Source organism: Planktothrix paucivesiculata PCC 9631, from assembly GCF_900009265.2.
Taxonomy (GTDB): Bacteria; Cyanobacteriota; Cyanobacteriia; order Cyanobacteriales; family Microcoleaceae; genus Planktothrix; species Planktothrix paucivesiculata.
On sequence record NZ_LR735022.1, the window covers coordinates 158,940 to 176,099 of the forward strand.

General features: G+C 36.9%; 14 protein-coding genes. 11 read left to right on the top strand and 3 right to left on the bottom strand.

Going from position 1 to position 17,160, the window contains the following annotated elements; all coding sequences use genetic code 11:
* Nucleotides 1–43: 43 nt before the first annotated feature.
* Nucleotides 44–907, bottom strand: coding sequence for an alpha/beta hydrolase (locus PL9631_RS19310; protein WP_083622830.1), 864 nt, complete (start codon nucleotides 905–907; stop codon nucleotides 44–46).
* Between the two features lie 97 nt (nucleotides 908–1,004).
* On the opposite strand from PL9631_RS19310, the gene gcvH reads away from it, so the two are divergent.
* Both gcvH and PL9631_RS19320 read left to right on the top strand, forming a co-directional pair.
* Complete coding sequence (gene gcvH / locus PL9631_RS19315; protein WP_083622832.1) at nucleotides 1,005–1,391, top strand: glycine cleavage system protein GcvH; 387 nt, start codon at nucleotides 1,005–1,007, stop codon at nucleotides 1,389–1,391.
* A 49-nt stretch (nucleotides 1,392–1,440) separates the two neighbouring features.
* Complete coding sequence (locus PL9631_RS19320) at nucleotides 1,441–1,986, top strand: hypothetical protein (RefSeq protein WP_083622834.1); 546 nt, start codon at nucleotides 1,441–1,443, stop codon at nucleotides 1,984–1,986.
* 112 nt (nucleotides 1,987–2,098) lie between these two features.
* Here the strand turns inward: PL9631_RS19320 and PL9631_RS19325 are convergent, their stop codons facing one another.
* Nucleotides 2,099–3,661, bottom strand: coding sequence for a B12-binding domain-containing radical SAM protein (locus PL9631_RS19325; protein ID WP_083622836.1), 1,563 nt, complete (start codon nucleotides 3,659–3,661; stop codon nucleotides 2,099–2,101).
* A 145-nt stretch (nucleotides 3,662–3,806) separates the two neighbouring features.
* Here PL9631_RS19325 and PL9631_RS19330 point away from each other — a divergent pair, with 145 nt between their 5' ends.
* From PL9631_RS19330 to PL9631_RS19355, 6 genes are all read left to right on the top strand, one after another.
* The gene (locus tag PL9631_RS19330; RefSeq protein ID WP_083622838.1) at nucleotides 3,807–4,268 is read left to right on the top strand and encodes a peroxiredoxin; all 462 of its coding nucleotides are present in this window, start codon (nucleotides 3,807–3,809) and stop codon (nucleotides 4,266–4,268) included.
* Nucleotides 4,269–4,296: 28 nt separating this feature from the next.
* Nucleotides 4,297–5,424, top strand: coding sequence for an AbrB family transcriptional regulator (locus tag PL9631_RS19335; protein WP_083622840.1), 1,128 nt, complete (start codon nucleotides 4,297–4,299; stop codon nucleotides 5,422–5,424).
* Nucleotides 5,425–5,522: 98 nt separating this feature from the next.
* On the top strand, nucleotides 5,523–6,308 hold the full coding sequence (locus tag PL9631_RS19340) for a Uma2 family endonuclease (RefSeq protein ID WP_083622842.1): 786 nt from the start codon (nucleotides 5,523–5,525) through the stop codon (nucleotides 6,306–6,308).
* An 80-nt stretch (nucleotides 6,309–6,388) separates the two neighbouring features.
* A complete protein-coding gene (locus tag PL9631_RS19345; protein WP_083622844.1) occupies nucleotides 6,389–6,814 on the top strand; it encodes a tetratricopeptide repeat protein in 426 nt (141 codons plus the stop codon).
* A gap of 9 nt (nucleotides 6,815–6,823) precedes the next feature.
* Nucleotides 6,824–7,183: a nucleotidyltransferase family protein gene (locus tag PL9631_RS19350; protein ID WP_083622846.1), complete on the top strand. Its 360-nt coding sequence runs from the start codon at nucleotides 6,824–6,826 to the stop codon at nucleotides 7,181–7,183.
* On the top strand, nucleotides 7,161–7,661 hold the full coding sequence (locus PL9631_RS19355; protein ID WP_083622848.1) for a ribonuclease toxin HepT-like protein: 501 nt from the start codon (nucleotides 7,161–7,163) through the stop codon (nucleotides 7,659–7,661). The genes PL9631_RS19350 and PL9631_RS19355 overlap by 23 nt, the downstream gene beginning before the upstream one ends.
* 72 nt (nucleotides 7,662–7,733) lie before the next feature.
* Here the strand turns inward: PL9631_RS19355 and PL9631_RS26270 are convergent, their stop codons facing one another.
* Nucleotides 7,734–10,730, bottom strand: a complete 2,997-nt coding sequence (locus tag PL9631_RS26270; RefSeq protein WP_083622850.1) for an O-linked N-acetylglucosamine transferase family protein — start codon at nucleotides 10,728–10,730, stop codon at nucleotides 7,734–7,736.
* A 407-nt stretch (nucleotides 10,731–11,137) separates the two neighbouring features.
* Between PL9631_RS26270 and PL9631_RS26275 the strand changes: the two genes are divergently transcribed.
* The 3 genes from PL9631_RS26275 to PL9631_RS19375 all read left to right on the top strand — a co-directional run bounded on the left by PL9631_RS26275 (nucleotide 11,138) and on the right by PL9631_RS19375 (nucleotide 17,148).
* Nucleotides 11,138–12,220, top strand: a complete 1,083-nt coding sequence (locus tag PL9631_RS26275; protein WP_231516790.1) for a class I SAM-dependent methyltransferase — start codon at nucleotides 11,138–11,140, stop codon at nucleotides 12,218–12,220.
* 55 nt (nucleotides 12,221–12,275) lie between these two features.
* A complete protein-coding gene (locus PL9631_RS19370; RefSeq protein WP_083622852.1) occupies nucleotides 12,276–14,630 on the top strand; it encodes a class I SAM-dependent methyltransferase in 2,355 nt (784 codons plus the stop codon).
* A gap of 223 nt (nucleotides 14,631–14,853) precedes the next feature.
* The gene (locus PL9631_RS19375; protein WP_083622854.1) at nucleotides 14,854–17,148 is read left to right on the top strand and encodes a methyltransferase domain-containing protein; all 2,295 of its coding nucleotides are present in this window, start codon (nucleotides 14,854–14,856) and stop codon (nucleotides 17,146–17,148) included.
* The last annotated feature ends 12 nt before the right edge of the window (nucleotides 17,149–17,160 follow it).

The window sequence follows — 17,160 nt, forward strand, 5'->3', positions numbered from 1 at the left end:
ATAGTCCCTGGACTGTATAAGGTGTAAGGGTTTTAATTATTATCTATTTGATGGTCGCCGGATCAACTTGGCCCTTCTCAGATGGCTTACTATCAATCAATTGGATAAACTCTTTTAATATTTGTTCATAGCGATCGCCTGCTACCTGACTCATATCATTATGATCAGCCCCTTCCACCCAAAAGGATAATTTAGGAGTCTTGATCGCTGCAAATAATCGTTGTCCGTGACTGAATGGAATCACCTGATCAACAGTTCCATGAATTACCAAAACCGGAACTTTAACGGCAGAAATTTTGCGAAGATTAGCAAATTTATCGAAAGGATATAAGGGCAAATCTATTTTCACCCGAAAGGTACTCAGAAATGTACTTTCAAGAATTAAACCCCCCAGGGGTTGACGGGATGCTAAATCCACCGATGGCCCCCCACCCACAGAACGGCCATAGGCAATAATTTGATCGGGAGGAATTTTTAACTGTTGTGTGAGATAATTATATGCAGCATCAATGGCTTGATAAGTACCGAGTTCCGAGGGTTTCCCTTGACTCATTCCATAACCCGGATAATCATAGGAAAAAACGGCAAATCCCCTCTGACGAAATTGTTCTAATAAAAAGCGACTATCTCCTAAATCCTCAGCATTGCCATGACTATAAAGAATCGTATATTTAGCTTTAGGATTCGGTAAATATAACGCCGTAATATTGACATCCTTAGTGGTTTTTAGGGTCAGCAATTCAGGCGTCAGTGCATAACTAGAAGGTGGGGGGATAAAAATCAAGCGCTCTGAATAGAAATACGCCCAAACTCCAACCGCGACATATAAAATAATTGGAAAACGGATCATTCGTTTAAAGGAAAACTCACCAATAACAAAGTGTTTGATCAAAGTCTGGCGATTCATCATAATATTTACCAGCTAAACCACTTTTTATCCTAATTTTGTAGTTTAATAGAAGATGTGAACAATTAATAGAGTCAATCAACTGTAAGGAGTCATTATGGCAGAGTATCCCGAAGATCTGAAATATTTAGATACCCATGAATATGTCAAACTTGATGGCGAAATTGCTACCATTGGGATTACTCGCTTTGCGGTGCAGCAACTCGGAGATATTGTTTTTGTAGAATTACCCAATGTAGGGGACGAAACCCAGAAGGGCGAACGATTTGGAACCGTTGAGTCGGTAAAAGCGGTCGCAGAATTATTTTCCCCCATCGGTGGCAGCATTATTGAATGTAATACAACCCTAGAAGATGCCCCCGATATTCTATCCGATGACCCCTATGAATCGGGATGGTTAATTAAAGTTAAAATCAGGGATGCTAGTGATTTAGATGATGCTTTATCCGTAGAAGAATATCAAGATTTAGTCGAAGGACATTGATAAATTTTAGGGTTTTAGGTGTGATAAAAATCTTCATCAAACAATATTTATGGCCAATTTATCTTCTATATTCGTTCCCGAAAATATTACCTTTGATCAAGGCATAGAAATTACTGAACTATTGTTAAATGAACTGGCAGATAACTCCTTATCGGAAGTTGAAATTAAAAGAACGATCACGGAGTTAGTCAAAACTCATAATGGGGCTAGGGGTTTTTTTGTAACTTATTTAACCGATGGTCGCACTTGTTTTGATCAGCCGATCGATCCTATTATTCAAGCCTTAGAAACCTCGCCCGAAATTGTGTCAGACCTACTGGTTAAAAATGTGGCGATGTCTTCGGCAATGGTCGTGTATCATCATCGAAATAATAACCTGGAAATGCAGGACAGTTCACAACGAGTAGTTCAACGGTCTACGGGTTTAATTCTACAGTTGAATTGCCCTTTATTGCGATCGCAACTTCAAGACTTATTCAAAACTGCCAAAACCGGAGAAGGAACCTATCAAGACTTCTTAAAACGTTGGGAATATGATTCTGAGCAAATTGTGGCTATTGTCAAGATTTTAGAACGCTTATTATCCTCTGATTAATCGGGACTAAGGGACTTAATCAATCCCCCTAAAACATCGGATTTAGGAGGATTCGATCAGGCATATTTCAGACTTAATTTTTCACCCAGACTAACAGACATCTGAATTAATTTCAAACCGGAACTTTAGTTTTCACTTCAGCTTTTTGGGCTTGATATTCTGCTAACTGTTGTTCAATTTCGGTTCTGACAATTTCCCGATATTCTAAGAAATGTTCGTTATGGGCGCAGAGGGTTAAATACTGATCCCAGACGGCGGGATTATGTTTGATAATATTGAATAAATACCCCCAAAATTTCCAGCGAGTTTGGCGTTTAATTCCCTGTCGCCAAATCACAGTGGCTAAGGCTTTTAAATCAATCCAACTGGGGAATTTACCCGGAGGATGACATTTGGGCGCACCCAACTTGAGGAAACAGCGATAGGTACGTGCTAAATAGCGTTCGGGATCATATAATTGCCAGAAGGTTTCAATATATTCTTGGGCAATTTCTTCAACGGGACGGGTGGGAACAAAATTAATTAAAGTAGTTTGGTTAATATCAAATTTTTGGGGATTAATTAACCGTCCTTCTTTCTCTAAACGATGCCATAACGCCGTATTCGGTAAGGCTTGTAACATACTAAATAAAGCCGTAGGAATCGCAGATTGTTCGACAAATTCAATAATTCGAGAGCCCGCCCCGGGTTTTTCCCCATCAAATCCCAGAATAAATCCCGCCATTGGACGTAAGCCAGCCCGGATAATTTTATCTACTGCTTCTAATAAGGGACTGCGGTTATTTTGATATTTTTTAGTCATTTCTAAACTACTGGCATCGGGGGTTTCAATCCCTAAAAATACCGCATCAAAATAACATTCTACCATCAAGTCCATTAATTCACCATCATCAGCTAAATCAATAGAAGCTTCGGTATTAAACCGGAAGGGATATTGATGGTCAGCTTGCCAAACTTTTAGGGCTTTTAACAGTAATTTAACATTACGTTTATTCCCAATAAAATTATCATCCACCATGAAAATTGATCGCCGCCATCCCAATTCATAAAGATAGTCTAATTCCTTTAATAATTGTTCTGGGGTTTTGGTGCGGGGTTTGCGACCATACAGCACAATAATGTCGCAAAATTCGCATTGAAACGGACATCCTCGCGAGAATTGTACCGACATGGAATCATAGGCATCTAATTCTAATAAATCATAACGGGGAATCGGAGTTGAGGTGACACTGGGTTTTTCTTCGGTGCGGAATACCCCGGAAGTTTGCCCTTTTTCCACAGCTTCAACAAACATAGGTAGGGTAATTTCCCCTTCATCTAAAATCAGAAAATCTGCCCCGGAATCTTCAATTTCATGGGGGACAGAAGTGGGATAGGGGCCACCCACGGCGACTAATTTTCCGCGTCTTTTGGCTTCTTGAATTTGGGCAATAAAATCTACTTTCTGGACAATCATTCCCGAAAGAATAACTAATTCTGCCCAGTCCCATTCGGCTTCGGTGACGGCCGTAATATTGCGATCAACTAATTTGAATTCCCAGGTTTGAGGTAAAATTGCCGCCACGGTTACTAATCCCAAGGGCGGTAATAAGACTTTGCGATCAACTAATTCTAGGATTTTTTCATACGACCAAAATGTGGACGGAAATTGAGGATAAATTAATAAAGTTTTCATGGGTAAAATGGTAATTTGGGGTTAATATTTTAGAGAATTTGTTCAATAGTCTGAAAAAAATCCTCCTTGGGTCGCACAGTCTGCCTGTCCGCGCTATCATAACAAACGTTCACATTTCACCAAATCATACAGGGTTATCATAAATATGGCCGTTAAAATAGGAGATCTGGCTCCTGATTTCACCTTAACTTCGCAAACGGGCGAATCAGTGAGTATTAAAGACTTTCGGGGTCAAAAATCCGTTGTCCTCTACTTCTATCCCAAGGATGATACCCCGGGCTGTACCGCCGAAGCCTGCGCCTTTAGAGACAGTTATCAAGTTTTTACAGATGCCGGGGCGGAAGTGATTGGCATTAGTTCGGATACGGCCCAATCTCATCAACAGTTTGCCACAAAATACAATCTGCCGTTTATTTTGTTGAGCGATACCGGAAATAAAGTGCGTCAACTCTATGGTGTTCCAGCGACGATGTGGGTGCTCCCGGGTCGCGTTACCTATGTTATTGATAAGGACGGCGTAGTGCGACATCTGTTTGATTCTATGCTAGATTTTTCGCGTCACGTTGAGGAAGCGTTAACTACCCTGAAATCGATTCCAAAGCCATAGAATTTTAATCAAAAATCGCCTCTATTCAATGAATACAGACTATAAAAATACCCTGACTCATTTAAGGCAAGAATTATCTCAAACTTTGCCCAAGCTCACCCAACTCCTACCTCAGTTTATGCTGGCCGTGGGGGTGGGTTATTTATTTGCGTGGTTACAAGTTCCCGTGGGATGGTTAATTGGGCCAATGATTGTGGGGATTTTTTATGCGGCATTTCAGGGGAAACCCCAACCTCTACCCCCGATCTTTTTTATTGTGGGTCAAGCTATTGTGGCGATCGCAACAGCTACGGGCTTTTCACTCCAGACGATCGGGTTAATGGCGACTTACGCCTTCCCCCTGATGCTCTGTATTCTGGTGACTGGGGGGATGAGTATTTTAAATGGTTATTTTTTAGGGCGTTGGGGTGGAATTGACCGGGCGACGGGGTTCCTCAGTTGTGTTCCTGGAGCGAGTTACAGCTTAATTGCCATGAGTGAGGAAATGGGGGCTGATGCGATCGCCGTTGCCCTGTTACAATATCTGCGAATTCTGTTAGTGGCCTTAATTATTCCTGCCCTTGTCGGCTTCTGGTTTGGGGGGGATGTGGCTATTGGGTCGGTGGTCTCTATTCCTCTCGACGCTTCACCTACTTTACCTATACTTTACAACCTGGGAATTCTGGGGGGTTGTGCAGCATTAGGAATCGTTTTAGGGGAAAAGTTAAATTTACCTTCAGCCTTGTTTCTGGGGCCATTTCTAGTTAGTTTAATGGTCTTTTGGACAGTTCCCTATTCGATTAAAATGCCTCCTTTGCTCTTTACTATTGGCTTATTATTTGTCGGATTTTCCGTGGGTTTAAAGTTTGACTGGCAGAATGCTAAAAAACTCTGGAAGGCTGTTTTAATTGAATTTTTTTTAGTTCTGCTCTTGATTCTATTTTGTTTAGGTGCGGGTTATATTTTCCATCAAATTACCCAAGTTGATACCATGACGGCCATATTGGGTTCCACACCCGGAGGAATTACGGCGATGATTGCAACGGTAATTCAACTCGGAGGAGATGCCGGAATTGTTTTAGCAATGCAAATGACTCGAATGTTATTGATCTTATTAATTAGTCCTTGGTTTGCGAATGTATTAATTAAAAGTCAAAAACAATCTAACCTCAGCTAGTTGTTGGTCTTTAGCACCCTCTTAGCACCCAAGCGCAACAACAAACTATTGTGATATAATATCTTAAAAATCATTAATCTATTGATTAATTGAGGGCAATGTCACCAGAAACACTGCTAAATGGGTTAACATTACCGCCCACTCAAGACGAACTACCCTATGACGATGGAGTCCCCATGGAAACCCAACGCCATAAAATGCAAATGGATCTACTAATTGATCCATTAATTCCTTGGTTAGAACCGCGAGAAGATGGTTATGTTGGGGGCAATATGTTCCTCTATTTTAGTTTAGCCCAAGTGCGGAACCAAGACTTCAAAGGCCCTGATTTTTTTGCCGTATTAGGAGTTCCCAAAAAAGAACGAAAAAGTTGGGTCGTTTGGGAAGAAGGAAAAGCTCCTGATGTGATCATTGAACTATTATCTCCTATTACCGCCCAAGAAGATAAAACTAACAAAAAAATCATTTATCAAAATCAAGTTAGAGTTCCTGAATATTTCTGGTTTGACCCCTTTAAGCCGGATGATTTGGCAGGATTTATCTTAATTAATGGCAGTTATCAACCTATTTTTCCCGATCAATTTAATCGATTATTCAGTCAACAATTAGGCTTATCCTTAGTCCGATGGTCAGGGGTTTATAAAACCGTCGAAACCGTATGGTTAAGGTGGGCAACTCCAGAGGGTGAAATTCTGCCCACAGTTGATGAATTATCCGCACAAAAAGCTGAAGAAGCGGGGCGTCAAGCCGAAGAAGCCAGGCGTCAAGCTGAAGAAGCGCAACGCCAAGCCGAAGAAGCCGGGCGGCGTTCCCAGGAGTTAGAAACCTTACTCAACCGCTACCGTCAACAGTTTGGCGAATTACCCGAACCCAGTTCTGATTAGTTTTGAGATCAAATTGGGTATTCTGACAATAGGTACGATTAAAAAGCCAACTAATCTACAATCAGAGGAAGGTATAAGCAATGAATCCCACTGAAAAGCAATCATTAGAAAAACAATATGGAGCAGAGCGTATTCGCAGAATGGAACGCTTGAAACAGGTACAAAAAGTGATTATGTTCCTATCACTGCTGGCTTTTTTTGGTAGTAGCATATTCGGATTAGCAAAAGTGTTTAAAAGTGGATTTGAAAAACAACCTGAAGTTAATCAAACCACTGAACAACAATCTGCAACCGCTTTATTACAAAAGCAAGAAAAAGGCTATGAAACCGTATTAAAACGGGAACCCAATAACCCGACGGCGTTGGAAGGTTTATTGAATGTTAGGTTACAACAAAATAATATTCAAGGAGCAATTGAACCCTTAGAAAAGTTGGTCAAACTATATCCTGATCGACAGGATTATCAAAATTCATTAACTGAATTAAAACAGCAAAATAAAAAATAAATTCCAGTTATGAAACATTTAGACTACTGGATAAAACAGCAAAAACAGCAACAGTTAGAGGATCAAATTAGAACAGAACAAGCCAGAACAGAAGTTCAAGCTATTGTTAAAGTATTAACAGAACAATTTTCTATTAAAAAAATTATTCTGTTTGGTTCTTTAGTTCGAGGAAAATTCAATGAAAACTCTGATATTGATTTAGCGGTAGAAGGAGTACCAAAAAGGGATTATTTTACAGCCGTTGCGATCGCTAATAACTTAACATCCAGATGGGTTGATTTAAAACCCCTAGAAGACTTGGAACCTCACTTTCGAGAAAGGGTTTTAGCCACAGGAGAATGTGTTTATGAAGCCAATGTCAGCAAGTAAAATTAGAGAACTAGCGACTGATATTGAAATTGAGTTAGAACGTTTAGGAAGGTTGGAATTAGCGATCGCGCAAGTCTATCAGGAAGTTCAAAATGATCCAGACCGGGCTACAATTTTTCATGAAAGTCTAGCCTTAAAGTTACATAACTTTTATACGGGTTGTGAGCGGATTTTTCAACTCATTGTTTCTGAACTAAATGGTTCTTTACCCTCAAGTTTTGATTGGCATAAAAGACTTTTAAATAGAATGAGTGTAGAAAGAGAAGGGTTGCCAGCCATTTTGACTTCAGACACAGTTATTATGTTAAATGAGTATCTAGGTTTTAGGCATATTGTTATAAATTTGTATGGTTTTGAATTAGATCCAAACAGGCTAGAAAAACTTGTTGAAAATTACCCTTCAGTTTGGCATCAAGTTAACTTTGAACTCCGAGAATTTATCAATTGGCTTAGACAACTCGCTGAACAGTTAGAATAATCAGGAGTTATGCAGAAACACGGTTTCTTGAAGTATGAAAGTTATTGGGATGAGTGCCCCAATAGGAGAGGGCTAAAGCCCAATAACGGTTTGATAAAATTCCTCTAACCCAGTGACACAAACTTGATCATCAAAAATCAGATGATGGCGATCGCTCATTTGTTCAGAAAGTGTTTTGCGCCCTACGGGATCTAATCCTAATTTAACCGCAATTTTAATATATTCGGCTTCATTTTCTGCAATGGTTTCGGTTAAACCAATCATTTTTAAGAAACTATCAGCATGACGTCCGCGCATGAATTCCCCAGGACAAGTTACAATGGGTAAATTACAGGCGATCGCTTCTAAAGATGTATTTCCTCCCGACCAAGTAAAGGTATCTAAAAACACATCAGAAAGCAAATTTAACATCAAATAATCAAACCTTTCAGGGACGTTTCGATGTAAACAATAATCTTGATCATTTAACCCATAATGAGCAAATGCTTGTTTCAACCGAGCATTTAATAGGGTTCCTCGGAAGAATAAAAACCTAGCATTAGGAACTTTTACCGCAATTTCTGGTAGAATATAATCATATTGAGGCAAATATTTAAACGGTGCTTGACAACATAAATAAATCACCGCATCCTCGGGTAAATCATAATCTGAACGGGTTTTAACTAAGGCTGGAATATCTTGTGGTTTGGGATAAGCAACCCCAATATTGGGCAATAAAATTAGGGTTTCTGAGTAATGTTCCTGGGAGTTTTCCGGTTCCATTAATTGACTAGAAAGAAAATAATCAATAGTGGGTAGTCCCGAGGTTACGGGATGACCCCAAGCGGTGCATTGAATCGGCACTAAACGCAACGCGGCGAGTTCCATTGTTGGGGGGTTCATACCAATTTCTGGATAGACTAAAATATGTAGTTTATCCTTAAAAATTTGTTCGGCAACCGCTTCTAAATTGTCTGGAATATGATAGAATTTGTAGCTATATTGTCGAAACTGTTCCGTAACTGGATCGGGAGAATTGCCAGTATAATAAGAGTAAATTTCAAACTGATTATGATTAGCATACCGCAACCAACCGGTTAACCAAAGTGACCCACTATAACAATGCAAATAATTAGAAACATATCCTACTCTGATTTTATCCTCAACTGTTGGTAGGGTTAACGCTTGAACCCATTGGGGATATTTTGCTGACATCATTTGATGGAGGAAATTACCATAAATCTGTTGTTCTTTTATAATATTTCTCGCTTGATAACCTAGGTAGAAATTAGTAAATCTTCCCATTCCTAAAAACGCCTGTTCTAAGGTTTCAGGATCATTAAAATTCGTGGTTTCAATTAAGGTTTTTAATCCTTTTCTAAACTGTTCTTGATAATAACTAATTTCTTCAACGGAGTGATAAAACATCGGAACTATTAAATTTTTCAGTAATGTAAAAGTATAATCTTTAGGTAAACATTCCGAGGCAATTTTCGCTTGTGTAGTGGCTTCTTCTGTTCTTCCCTCATAGAGAAGATTTGTAATGAGGGTAAAGTGGAGAGGTGCAAATTGAGAATAAAGCTCTAGGGCTGTTTTTAAGATATTAATTGCACTATCATATTCTCCTAAATTCCAGTAACATTGATGAATTTTTTCATAAGTATTAACCTCTTGCTGTTGTAAATTAAGTATTTTTTGATATTGGGCGATCGCTCCTTGATAATTCCCTAATTCATACAAGCGATCGCCAAAACTGCTACAATAAGATGCGGGATTTTTTTGCTGTTCTTTAGCCAGTTCTAAATTGTACAGAATATCAGGATTATTAGGAACAATTTCTAAAGCAATTTGATAGTTTTCTAAGGCTGATTCTATTTGATTTTGCAATAGAAAAAGATTACCTAAGTTTAAGTAACTGCCAAAATGATTGGGGTTAACATTAATTCCCTGGCGGTAAAGGGTTTCCGCTTCTATAAATTGCCCCTGTTGCGTTAAGAGATTTCCTAAGTTATTATAGGCATCAATATGATCAGGTTTTAATACGATTGTTTTTTGGTAGGCTGCGATCGCTTGTGCAATTTGATTCAATTTTTCCAAACATTGACCTAAGTTATAGTAGCCTTCAAATCTTTCAGAATCGACTTTAATAACCTGAAAACTTGCTTGTAAAGACTGCTGATAATCTTCACTTTGATAATATAATTGACTTAAATTAATCCAAGATTCCATATGATTTTTATTCCAGTTTAAAACTATTTTATATTTATTTTCAGCTTGAGTAAATTTATATTCGTGGTGTAATTTTACAGCCTCTTGATAAATGGTTTCTAACAAGTTTTCTAATTGCTCAATTTGTGAAATTCTTTCAATGATTTGAGGTTGACGGTAATTAAATACAACCGATGACTCTAGGCTGATATTTCTATTAATATCTCGACTTAAAACAACCCTTCCATTGCCAACAAAAATAGATTGATAAGACTGAGATAAAAATTCTTCCTCAATTATAAATTCAGGGTTTACACTGAGAAAATCTGCGATCGCTTGCTGCACAGATGGATGGTTAACTCCCTCAATAATTATTAAAGATTGATCAGATAAAAAGGATTTTATTAACAATAAACTATACAGAACAGAACGATAATCTTTTTTCCAATCATAGACAAATAACCCAATTTTATTTTCACAATCAACAGTTTTTAATTCTAATAAAAATTCTTCGGGATCTTGATCAAAGAGAAAGACTTGTTCAGTTAAGTTGAGATTATCTAAATTATCAACTATATTTTCATAATTGCTTGAATTGTTTTGCTGGTAGAATGAATCAACTGCATAAGCCATGCAGTCAGGGTGGTTGACTAACGCAGCAATTAAAGTGCTAAAAGAATTTACCCCAAGTTGACAATAAATTTCCTCATCTTCTAAATCATCAACTGCCCAATTTAATAGAACACAAAAGATAATTAATTCTTCGTTTTCTAAAATCGCCGAAAATGGCTGTAAGTCTTTAAATAATATTGATCCATGCTCCAGTAAATTTTGATTTTGATTGATGGGTGATAATTTTTTAAATAAATTTAGATATTTCATTTTTTTAGAGAAAATGTAAGTGGGTTATTGAATCATAAAAAATCAATTAATTTTATTCTAACATATTAATCACCTTAGCAATTATTGAGTCCCAGGTTTTACTCTACCCTCGAAAGATCAATGAGTATAGAGCAGAACATCGGAAAAACTATAATCAAACGAAAATGATCATTTTCCGAAAACAACAGGGTATTATAGTATACTGTAAACAGCGATCTTTAAAATCCTCCTAGTCTATGAATTTTTTAGTTTTGTTAAACTGGACACAAGCAGAATCAGATCTTTTCTTGGAACTGGAAACAATAACAAAAATATTTCTCCAACATCATGACAGAGGTAATCTATCTGTCCTTATTGATTACAATGGTATTTCTAGTCAAGAGGTTGACCTGTATTTATCAGGTGTAATGATGAACTTACTGTTAGAAGGAGATGAACAATTAGAAACACAGCTAGATATTAGCCTAATTAGTCCAGAAAATTTTGAAGAATGGTTTAACGCTATTATAACAGTTAATTACAAAATTTTAGGAAGTAATGTTGACGAAAAGCAACTCAATGAATGGTTGAAAATAATCCCTTCAATTACGTTAGAAACAATTAGAAATACAGAAAAATATAAATTATTATCTACTATAAATGAGGAGCAAAAAATATTTAAATTACAACTAGCACACCAATGTTTTCAGGCTAAAAGATTTACAGAAGCAGCGAATTTAGGCAGAAATTTACTCTTAGATTATCCAGAGTTAGTAGAAAGAGGTTTCTCGATTCCTCTAGCTCACAGCCTAATTTTATCGTTAAATTGGTATGAGGTTGCAGCTAATCTTTCCCCAGGAATTAATTATCTCCTGACATCGGGGTGGCTTAATTCACTGTATCAGAGTAAACCTGTAACCCAAGATAATCGACCGATTCCCTGGTATACTTATCCGACGATTGAATTTTTAGAAGATAAAGTTAGGCCGGATTTTAAAGTATTTGAATTTGGCGCCGGTCAATCTACCTTATGGTGGTCTGAGCGAGTTTTAGAAGTGATTTCCATTGAAAATGATCCCAATTGGTTTCAAGAAATTAACTCTAAAATGCCTAATAATGTGCAACTCTTTTTAAAAGAGAATGAAACGGAGTATGCGGAAATGATCAAACAATTTCCCCTAGATTATTTTGATGTTATTATTGTGGATGGAGCCAATCGAAACCAATGTTTAGAACTTAGTTTAAATCATATCAAAGAAACGGGTCTAATCATTTTTGATAATACAGATGATTATAATTACGATCCCTCAGTTAAATTATTAGCATCTGAAGGTTATAAACGTTTAGATTTCTGGGGACTAATTCCCTGCTATACCTATAAAAACTGTACTTCACTATTCTTTAAAAAACTTGATATTTTAGATAATCAGGAACTTCCCAGCCAGAAAAAATCTCTTTTGGGTAAAGGATGTTTTCACGTCATGAATCCAAAACCGAATCAAGCTCAATAAAATTCAGATCAAATTCTAATTATTAGATTTATAAATTGTAAAGAGGGTTTAACGAATGAGTAACTTTCTATCACAGATTGCTTCAAAAAACCAGCATTTAATTAAGTTTCTTTTAGAAAGCGGAAGACCTATTAAAATTGAGTTAGGTTCTTCACAAAAAAGAATGGAGGGGTGGATCACAATGGATTTAGATCCTAAAAGTGATTTATGTATGGACTTATCACAACCCTTACCTTTTCCTGATAACTGTGTAGAAGAAATTTATTCATCCCATCTACTTGAACACTTTTCTTTTCCTGATCCGATGGTTAACTTTCTGTCCGAATGTTATCGGATATTGAAACCAAGAGGATTTTTTAAAATTGCTGTTCCTAACGCCAGAATCTATATAGAATCCTATGAAAATCCCGAACAATTTGATCCTCAAAAATATTGTCTTTATACACCGGCTTATCACTATCATTCCAAAATAGATTTTATTAACTATATTGCTTATATGGACGGTCATCATCGTTATCTTTTTGATGAAGAAAATTTACCAAAAGTCATTGCTCATGGTGGATTTGAAAATGTGAAACTCAGAGATTTTGAACCAGGGTTAGATTTAGAGTCCAGAAAGCATGAGTCAATTTATGCAGAAGCAATAAAACCAGGGGCGAGTTATCCAGTAACAGCTATCTTTAAAAGTGAACAAAAACCAAAACTAAAAACTCCTGTTTGTTTAATGATTTTCAATAGACCAGACACAACACAGCAAGTGTTTAATGTGATTCGTCAGATTCAACCTGAAAAACTTCTAGTTATTGCTGATGGCCCTCGATTGAATGTCGTCGGTGAAGCCGAAAAATGTGCCGCGACTCGAGCGATTATTAATCAGGTGGATTGGGATTGTGAAGTTTTAACCAACTATTCTGAGATTAATTTAGGCTGTCGTCATCGGGTTTCGAGTGGATTAACTTGGGTATTTAACACCGTTGAAGAAGCCATTATTCTCGAAGATGATTGCTTACCGGATGTTACCTTTTTCCGATTTTGTGAAGAATTATTAGAACGTTATCGTCATGAGCCCAACATCATGACAATCTCAGGAAATAACTTTCAATCTCGACAAAATAATCAACAGGTAAGCTACTACTTTTCTCGATATAATCATCTCTGGGGTTGGGCGACTTGGCGCAGAGCCTGGAAATTCTATGATTTGGATATGAAATTGTGGCCAGAAATAAGAGATAGCAACGGTTTAGAAAAAATACTAGAACATTCTGCTGTAAACGTCGCTGAATGTAAAGAAGTTTTTCAAGCTGCTTATGAAGGATATAATACCTGGGATCATGCTTGGACATTTGCGTGTTGGGTTCATGGAGGCTTAACGATTTTTCCCCATGTTAATTTGGTTTCTAATATTGGTTTTAGGAAAGATGCAACCCATACAACAGATCAATCCCCATTTGCCAATTTACCCACAAAACCGATGAGTTTTCCCTTGCAACATCCTACTGTTGTGATGCGTAACACTCAATCTAATAATTTGACTGAGGCTATTATGTTTGGTTCTATATTATATGAGAATATTAGTCACCTCAAATTAAAAGAAATCAATCTGCTTTTATTCCTTGATTGGACTCAAGAAGAAGATCAACTATATTCCCAGTTAAGTGCTGTTATTAAAACCCTGGTTAATCACCCTGATAAAGCTCAAATTAAACTGTTGATTGATCATCAAAAAATCAGTGACGAAGAAGCAGATTTAATGTTATCCAGTATGATGATGAATCTGTTGATGGAAGATGAATTAGATGTAGAACAGGGGCCAGATATTACCCTCGTGGGTCAATTAACTCAACCTCAGTGGAGCAATTTACTGTCTGTTGCTCAAGGTCGCATTCGTTTAGAGTCTGAAAACTTAGCTGGTCTTGACGCTGTTGATGCAGAGCAAATGCCTCAGTTTCCCTTAGAACAGTTACTCGATTGGCGGGGTCTTCAGTTAAAAAATAATCATTGGGAATTGTGGAAGCTAAAAGACAAAAACTACATTGCATTTCCAGATTGGAAGCAACCTGAAGAAACGCTTTATTTAGAGTTAGCTAATCTATTTAAATTAGTGGCTTCTCTACCTAACAAAAATTCAATTACAGTATATCTAAATAGTCATAATATTTCTGATGAAGATGCGAATCTAATTTTATCTAGTATCTTTATGAATTTATTCATGGAAACGGAAGTAGATATAACCGAAGGATTAGAAATTCTTTTGACCGGACGATTAAGCGATGTACAAAGTCAGGCTTTATACTCTCGTTTAACTGCCCGGATAATTTTAGAGCATGAAGATAAAATTGCAATCTCATCTATGGGAGGAAAACCCCTACCTATTTGGGTAATTCCTGAAGAAAGTGTTGCTTATCCATAGCAGTGCTTGGCAATGTTAAACAGAGTTTATACAATATAATGAAAGCTTGTCCTAATCAATAAGTTCAATTAAGATAAGAGGGAACGTGATCGTTTTTACAGTCGCATCGGGTATCTTAGAAATAAAGTAGTTTTGATCAACTAGAAATAAAAATTTAGTTATAGTTTAGATCGGGAAACTCTAAGATAACTCATAATCTTAAGCAAATTTATCAATATTATTTATGAAATGTAAAGTTTGTGATTCTCAGTCGAATTATTTTGCTACGGCTCAAATTCTCAATAAGTATGATATTAGTTATTTCCAGTGTTCAAATTGCGGATTTATTCAAACTGAAGAACCTTACTGGTTAGAAGAAGCATATTCTAATGCAATAGCGATGAGTGATGTTGGGTTGGTGTTCAGAAACTTAATGTTTTCTGATGTTACCAGTAAACTAATTTTTAATTTTTTTGACCATCAGAGCAAATTTTTAGATTATGGAGCCGGATATGGATTATTTGTTAGGTTAATGAGAGATAATGGTTTTGATTTTTATTGGTTTGATAAATTTTGTAATAATTTGTTTGCTCAAAGTTTCGAGATTAATTTAGATGCGGCTGAAAATAATAGCTTTGAAATTGTAACAGCTTTTGAAGTCTTTGAACATCTGATTAATCCTAGTATTGAGTTAGAAAATCTCTTAAAAATATCCTCAACTATTTTATTGAGTACAGAGCTACTCCCGGTTAGCAATCCCAAACCGAATGACTGGTGGTATTATGTTTTACATGAAGGTCAACATATTTCAATTTATACCCATCATTCTCTGAGAATTTTAGCAGAGCGATATGATTTAAACTTTTACTCTAATGGCAGTTCATTACATTTATTAACAAAAAAAGAATTACCTTGTAACCCGTTTGAACAATTATCCCGTCAGCAACTTAAAAAAGTAGAAAAATCATCTTTAATTAGCCAAGACTTTAACAATATTCTGGAAAAATATTTTCCCTCTAATTCAGTAAACAGCATTAATACAGAATCATCCTTGTCCTCCAATTTAGAGACATCAAGGTTAAATAGCCCTCTGAATATTATGATTGATGGGGTCTTTTTCCAAATGTTTAAAACCGGAATAGCCCGGGTTTGGCAATCGTTATTTTTAGAATGGGCAGTTAACGGATTTGGTCAAAATATTATTGTTTTAGATCGAGCAGAAACAGCCCCCAAAATAGCAGGAATTAGGTATCTTTCCGTTCCAGCCTATGACTATTCTAAAACAGAAGTTGACCGCCAGATGCTTCAAGAAGTTTGTGATCAAGAAGCAGCAGACTTATTTGTTTCAACTTACTATACAACGCCCCTATCAACACCATCGGTTTTTATAGCCTATGATATGATTCCTGAAATTTTAGGGGCGAACCTAGATGAACCGATGTGGCGGGAAAAACATCTAGGAATTGCCCATGCGTCAGCTTATATTTCCATTTCAGAAAGTACGGCAAATGACCTAGTTAAATTATTTCCAAATATCAATTCTAAAATTACGGTTGCTCACTGCGGAATTTCTCAGACTTTCTATCCGGCACCCCCAGGAGAAATTATTCAATTTAAAACTAAATATGGAATTAATAAACCCTATTTTCTATTAGTTGGAGCCGGTAGTGATTATAAAAATGCTGTTTTGTTCTTTCGAGGGTTTTCTCAACTTTATAGCAAATCAGCATTTGATGTGATCTGTACAGGAGCAGGTTATTTATTAGGACACGAATATCGAGAGTTAGCAGCAGGTAGTACAGTTCATTCTTTGTACCTCAGTGATGAAGAACTCAGGGTCGCTTATTCAGGAGCCACCGCCCTAGTTTATCCCTCTAAATATGAAGGCTTTGGAATGCCCATTGCAGAAGCTTTAGCCTGTGGTTGTCCGGTTATTACTTGTGCAAATGCCTCGATTCCAGAAGTGGCAGGAGAGGCAGCAATTTATATTAAAGATGATGATATTGATGCCATGACTGATGCACTTTGCGAGGTACAAAAACTCAAATCCCGTAATATTTTGAGGGCGAAGGGATTGGAACAAATACGGAAGTTTTCTTGGTCAAAAATGGCTAATATTATTAGTTCTGCTTTAATTGATGCCACACTTCTGCGTTTAAACCTGAGAGAGATTAATTTAGTTGTTTTTCCCGATTGGAGCCAGCCGGAAGAAGTGCTTTGTCCTGAATTAACAAGTATAATTAAAACGCTAACAACTCATTCCAAGTGCAGCCAGATCACCTTACTCATTGATCATCAAAACCTATCAGATGAAGATGCAAATTTAGCATTGTCTAGTGTGATGATGAATTTGTTAATGGAAGAAGAATTAGAGCTTGATGAAGGTGTAGAAATTGTTTTAATAGGTCAGCTAAATTCTAGCCAGTGGTCTGCTTTATGTTCTCAACTCCAGGGTCGAATTAAGTTAAATGCTGAAAATCAAAATGCGATCGCATCTGTCGGAGCAGAAATCATCCCAATTTATGATTTAGAACACTAAAAACTTGCCTTT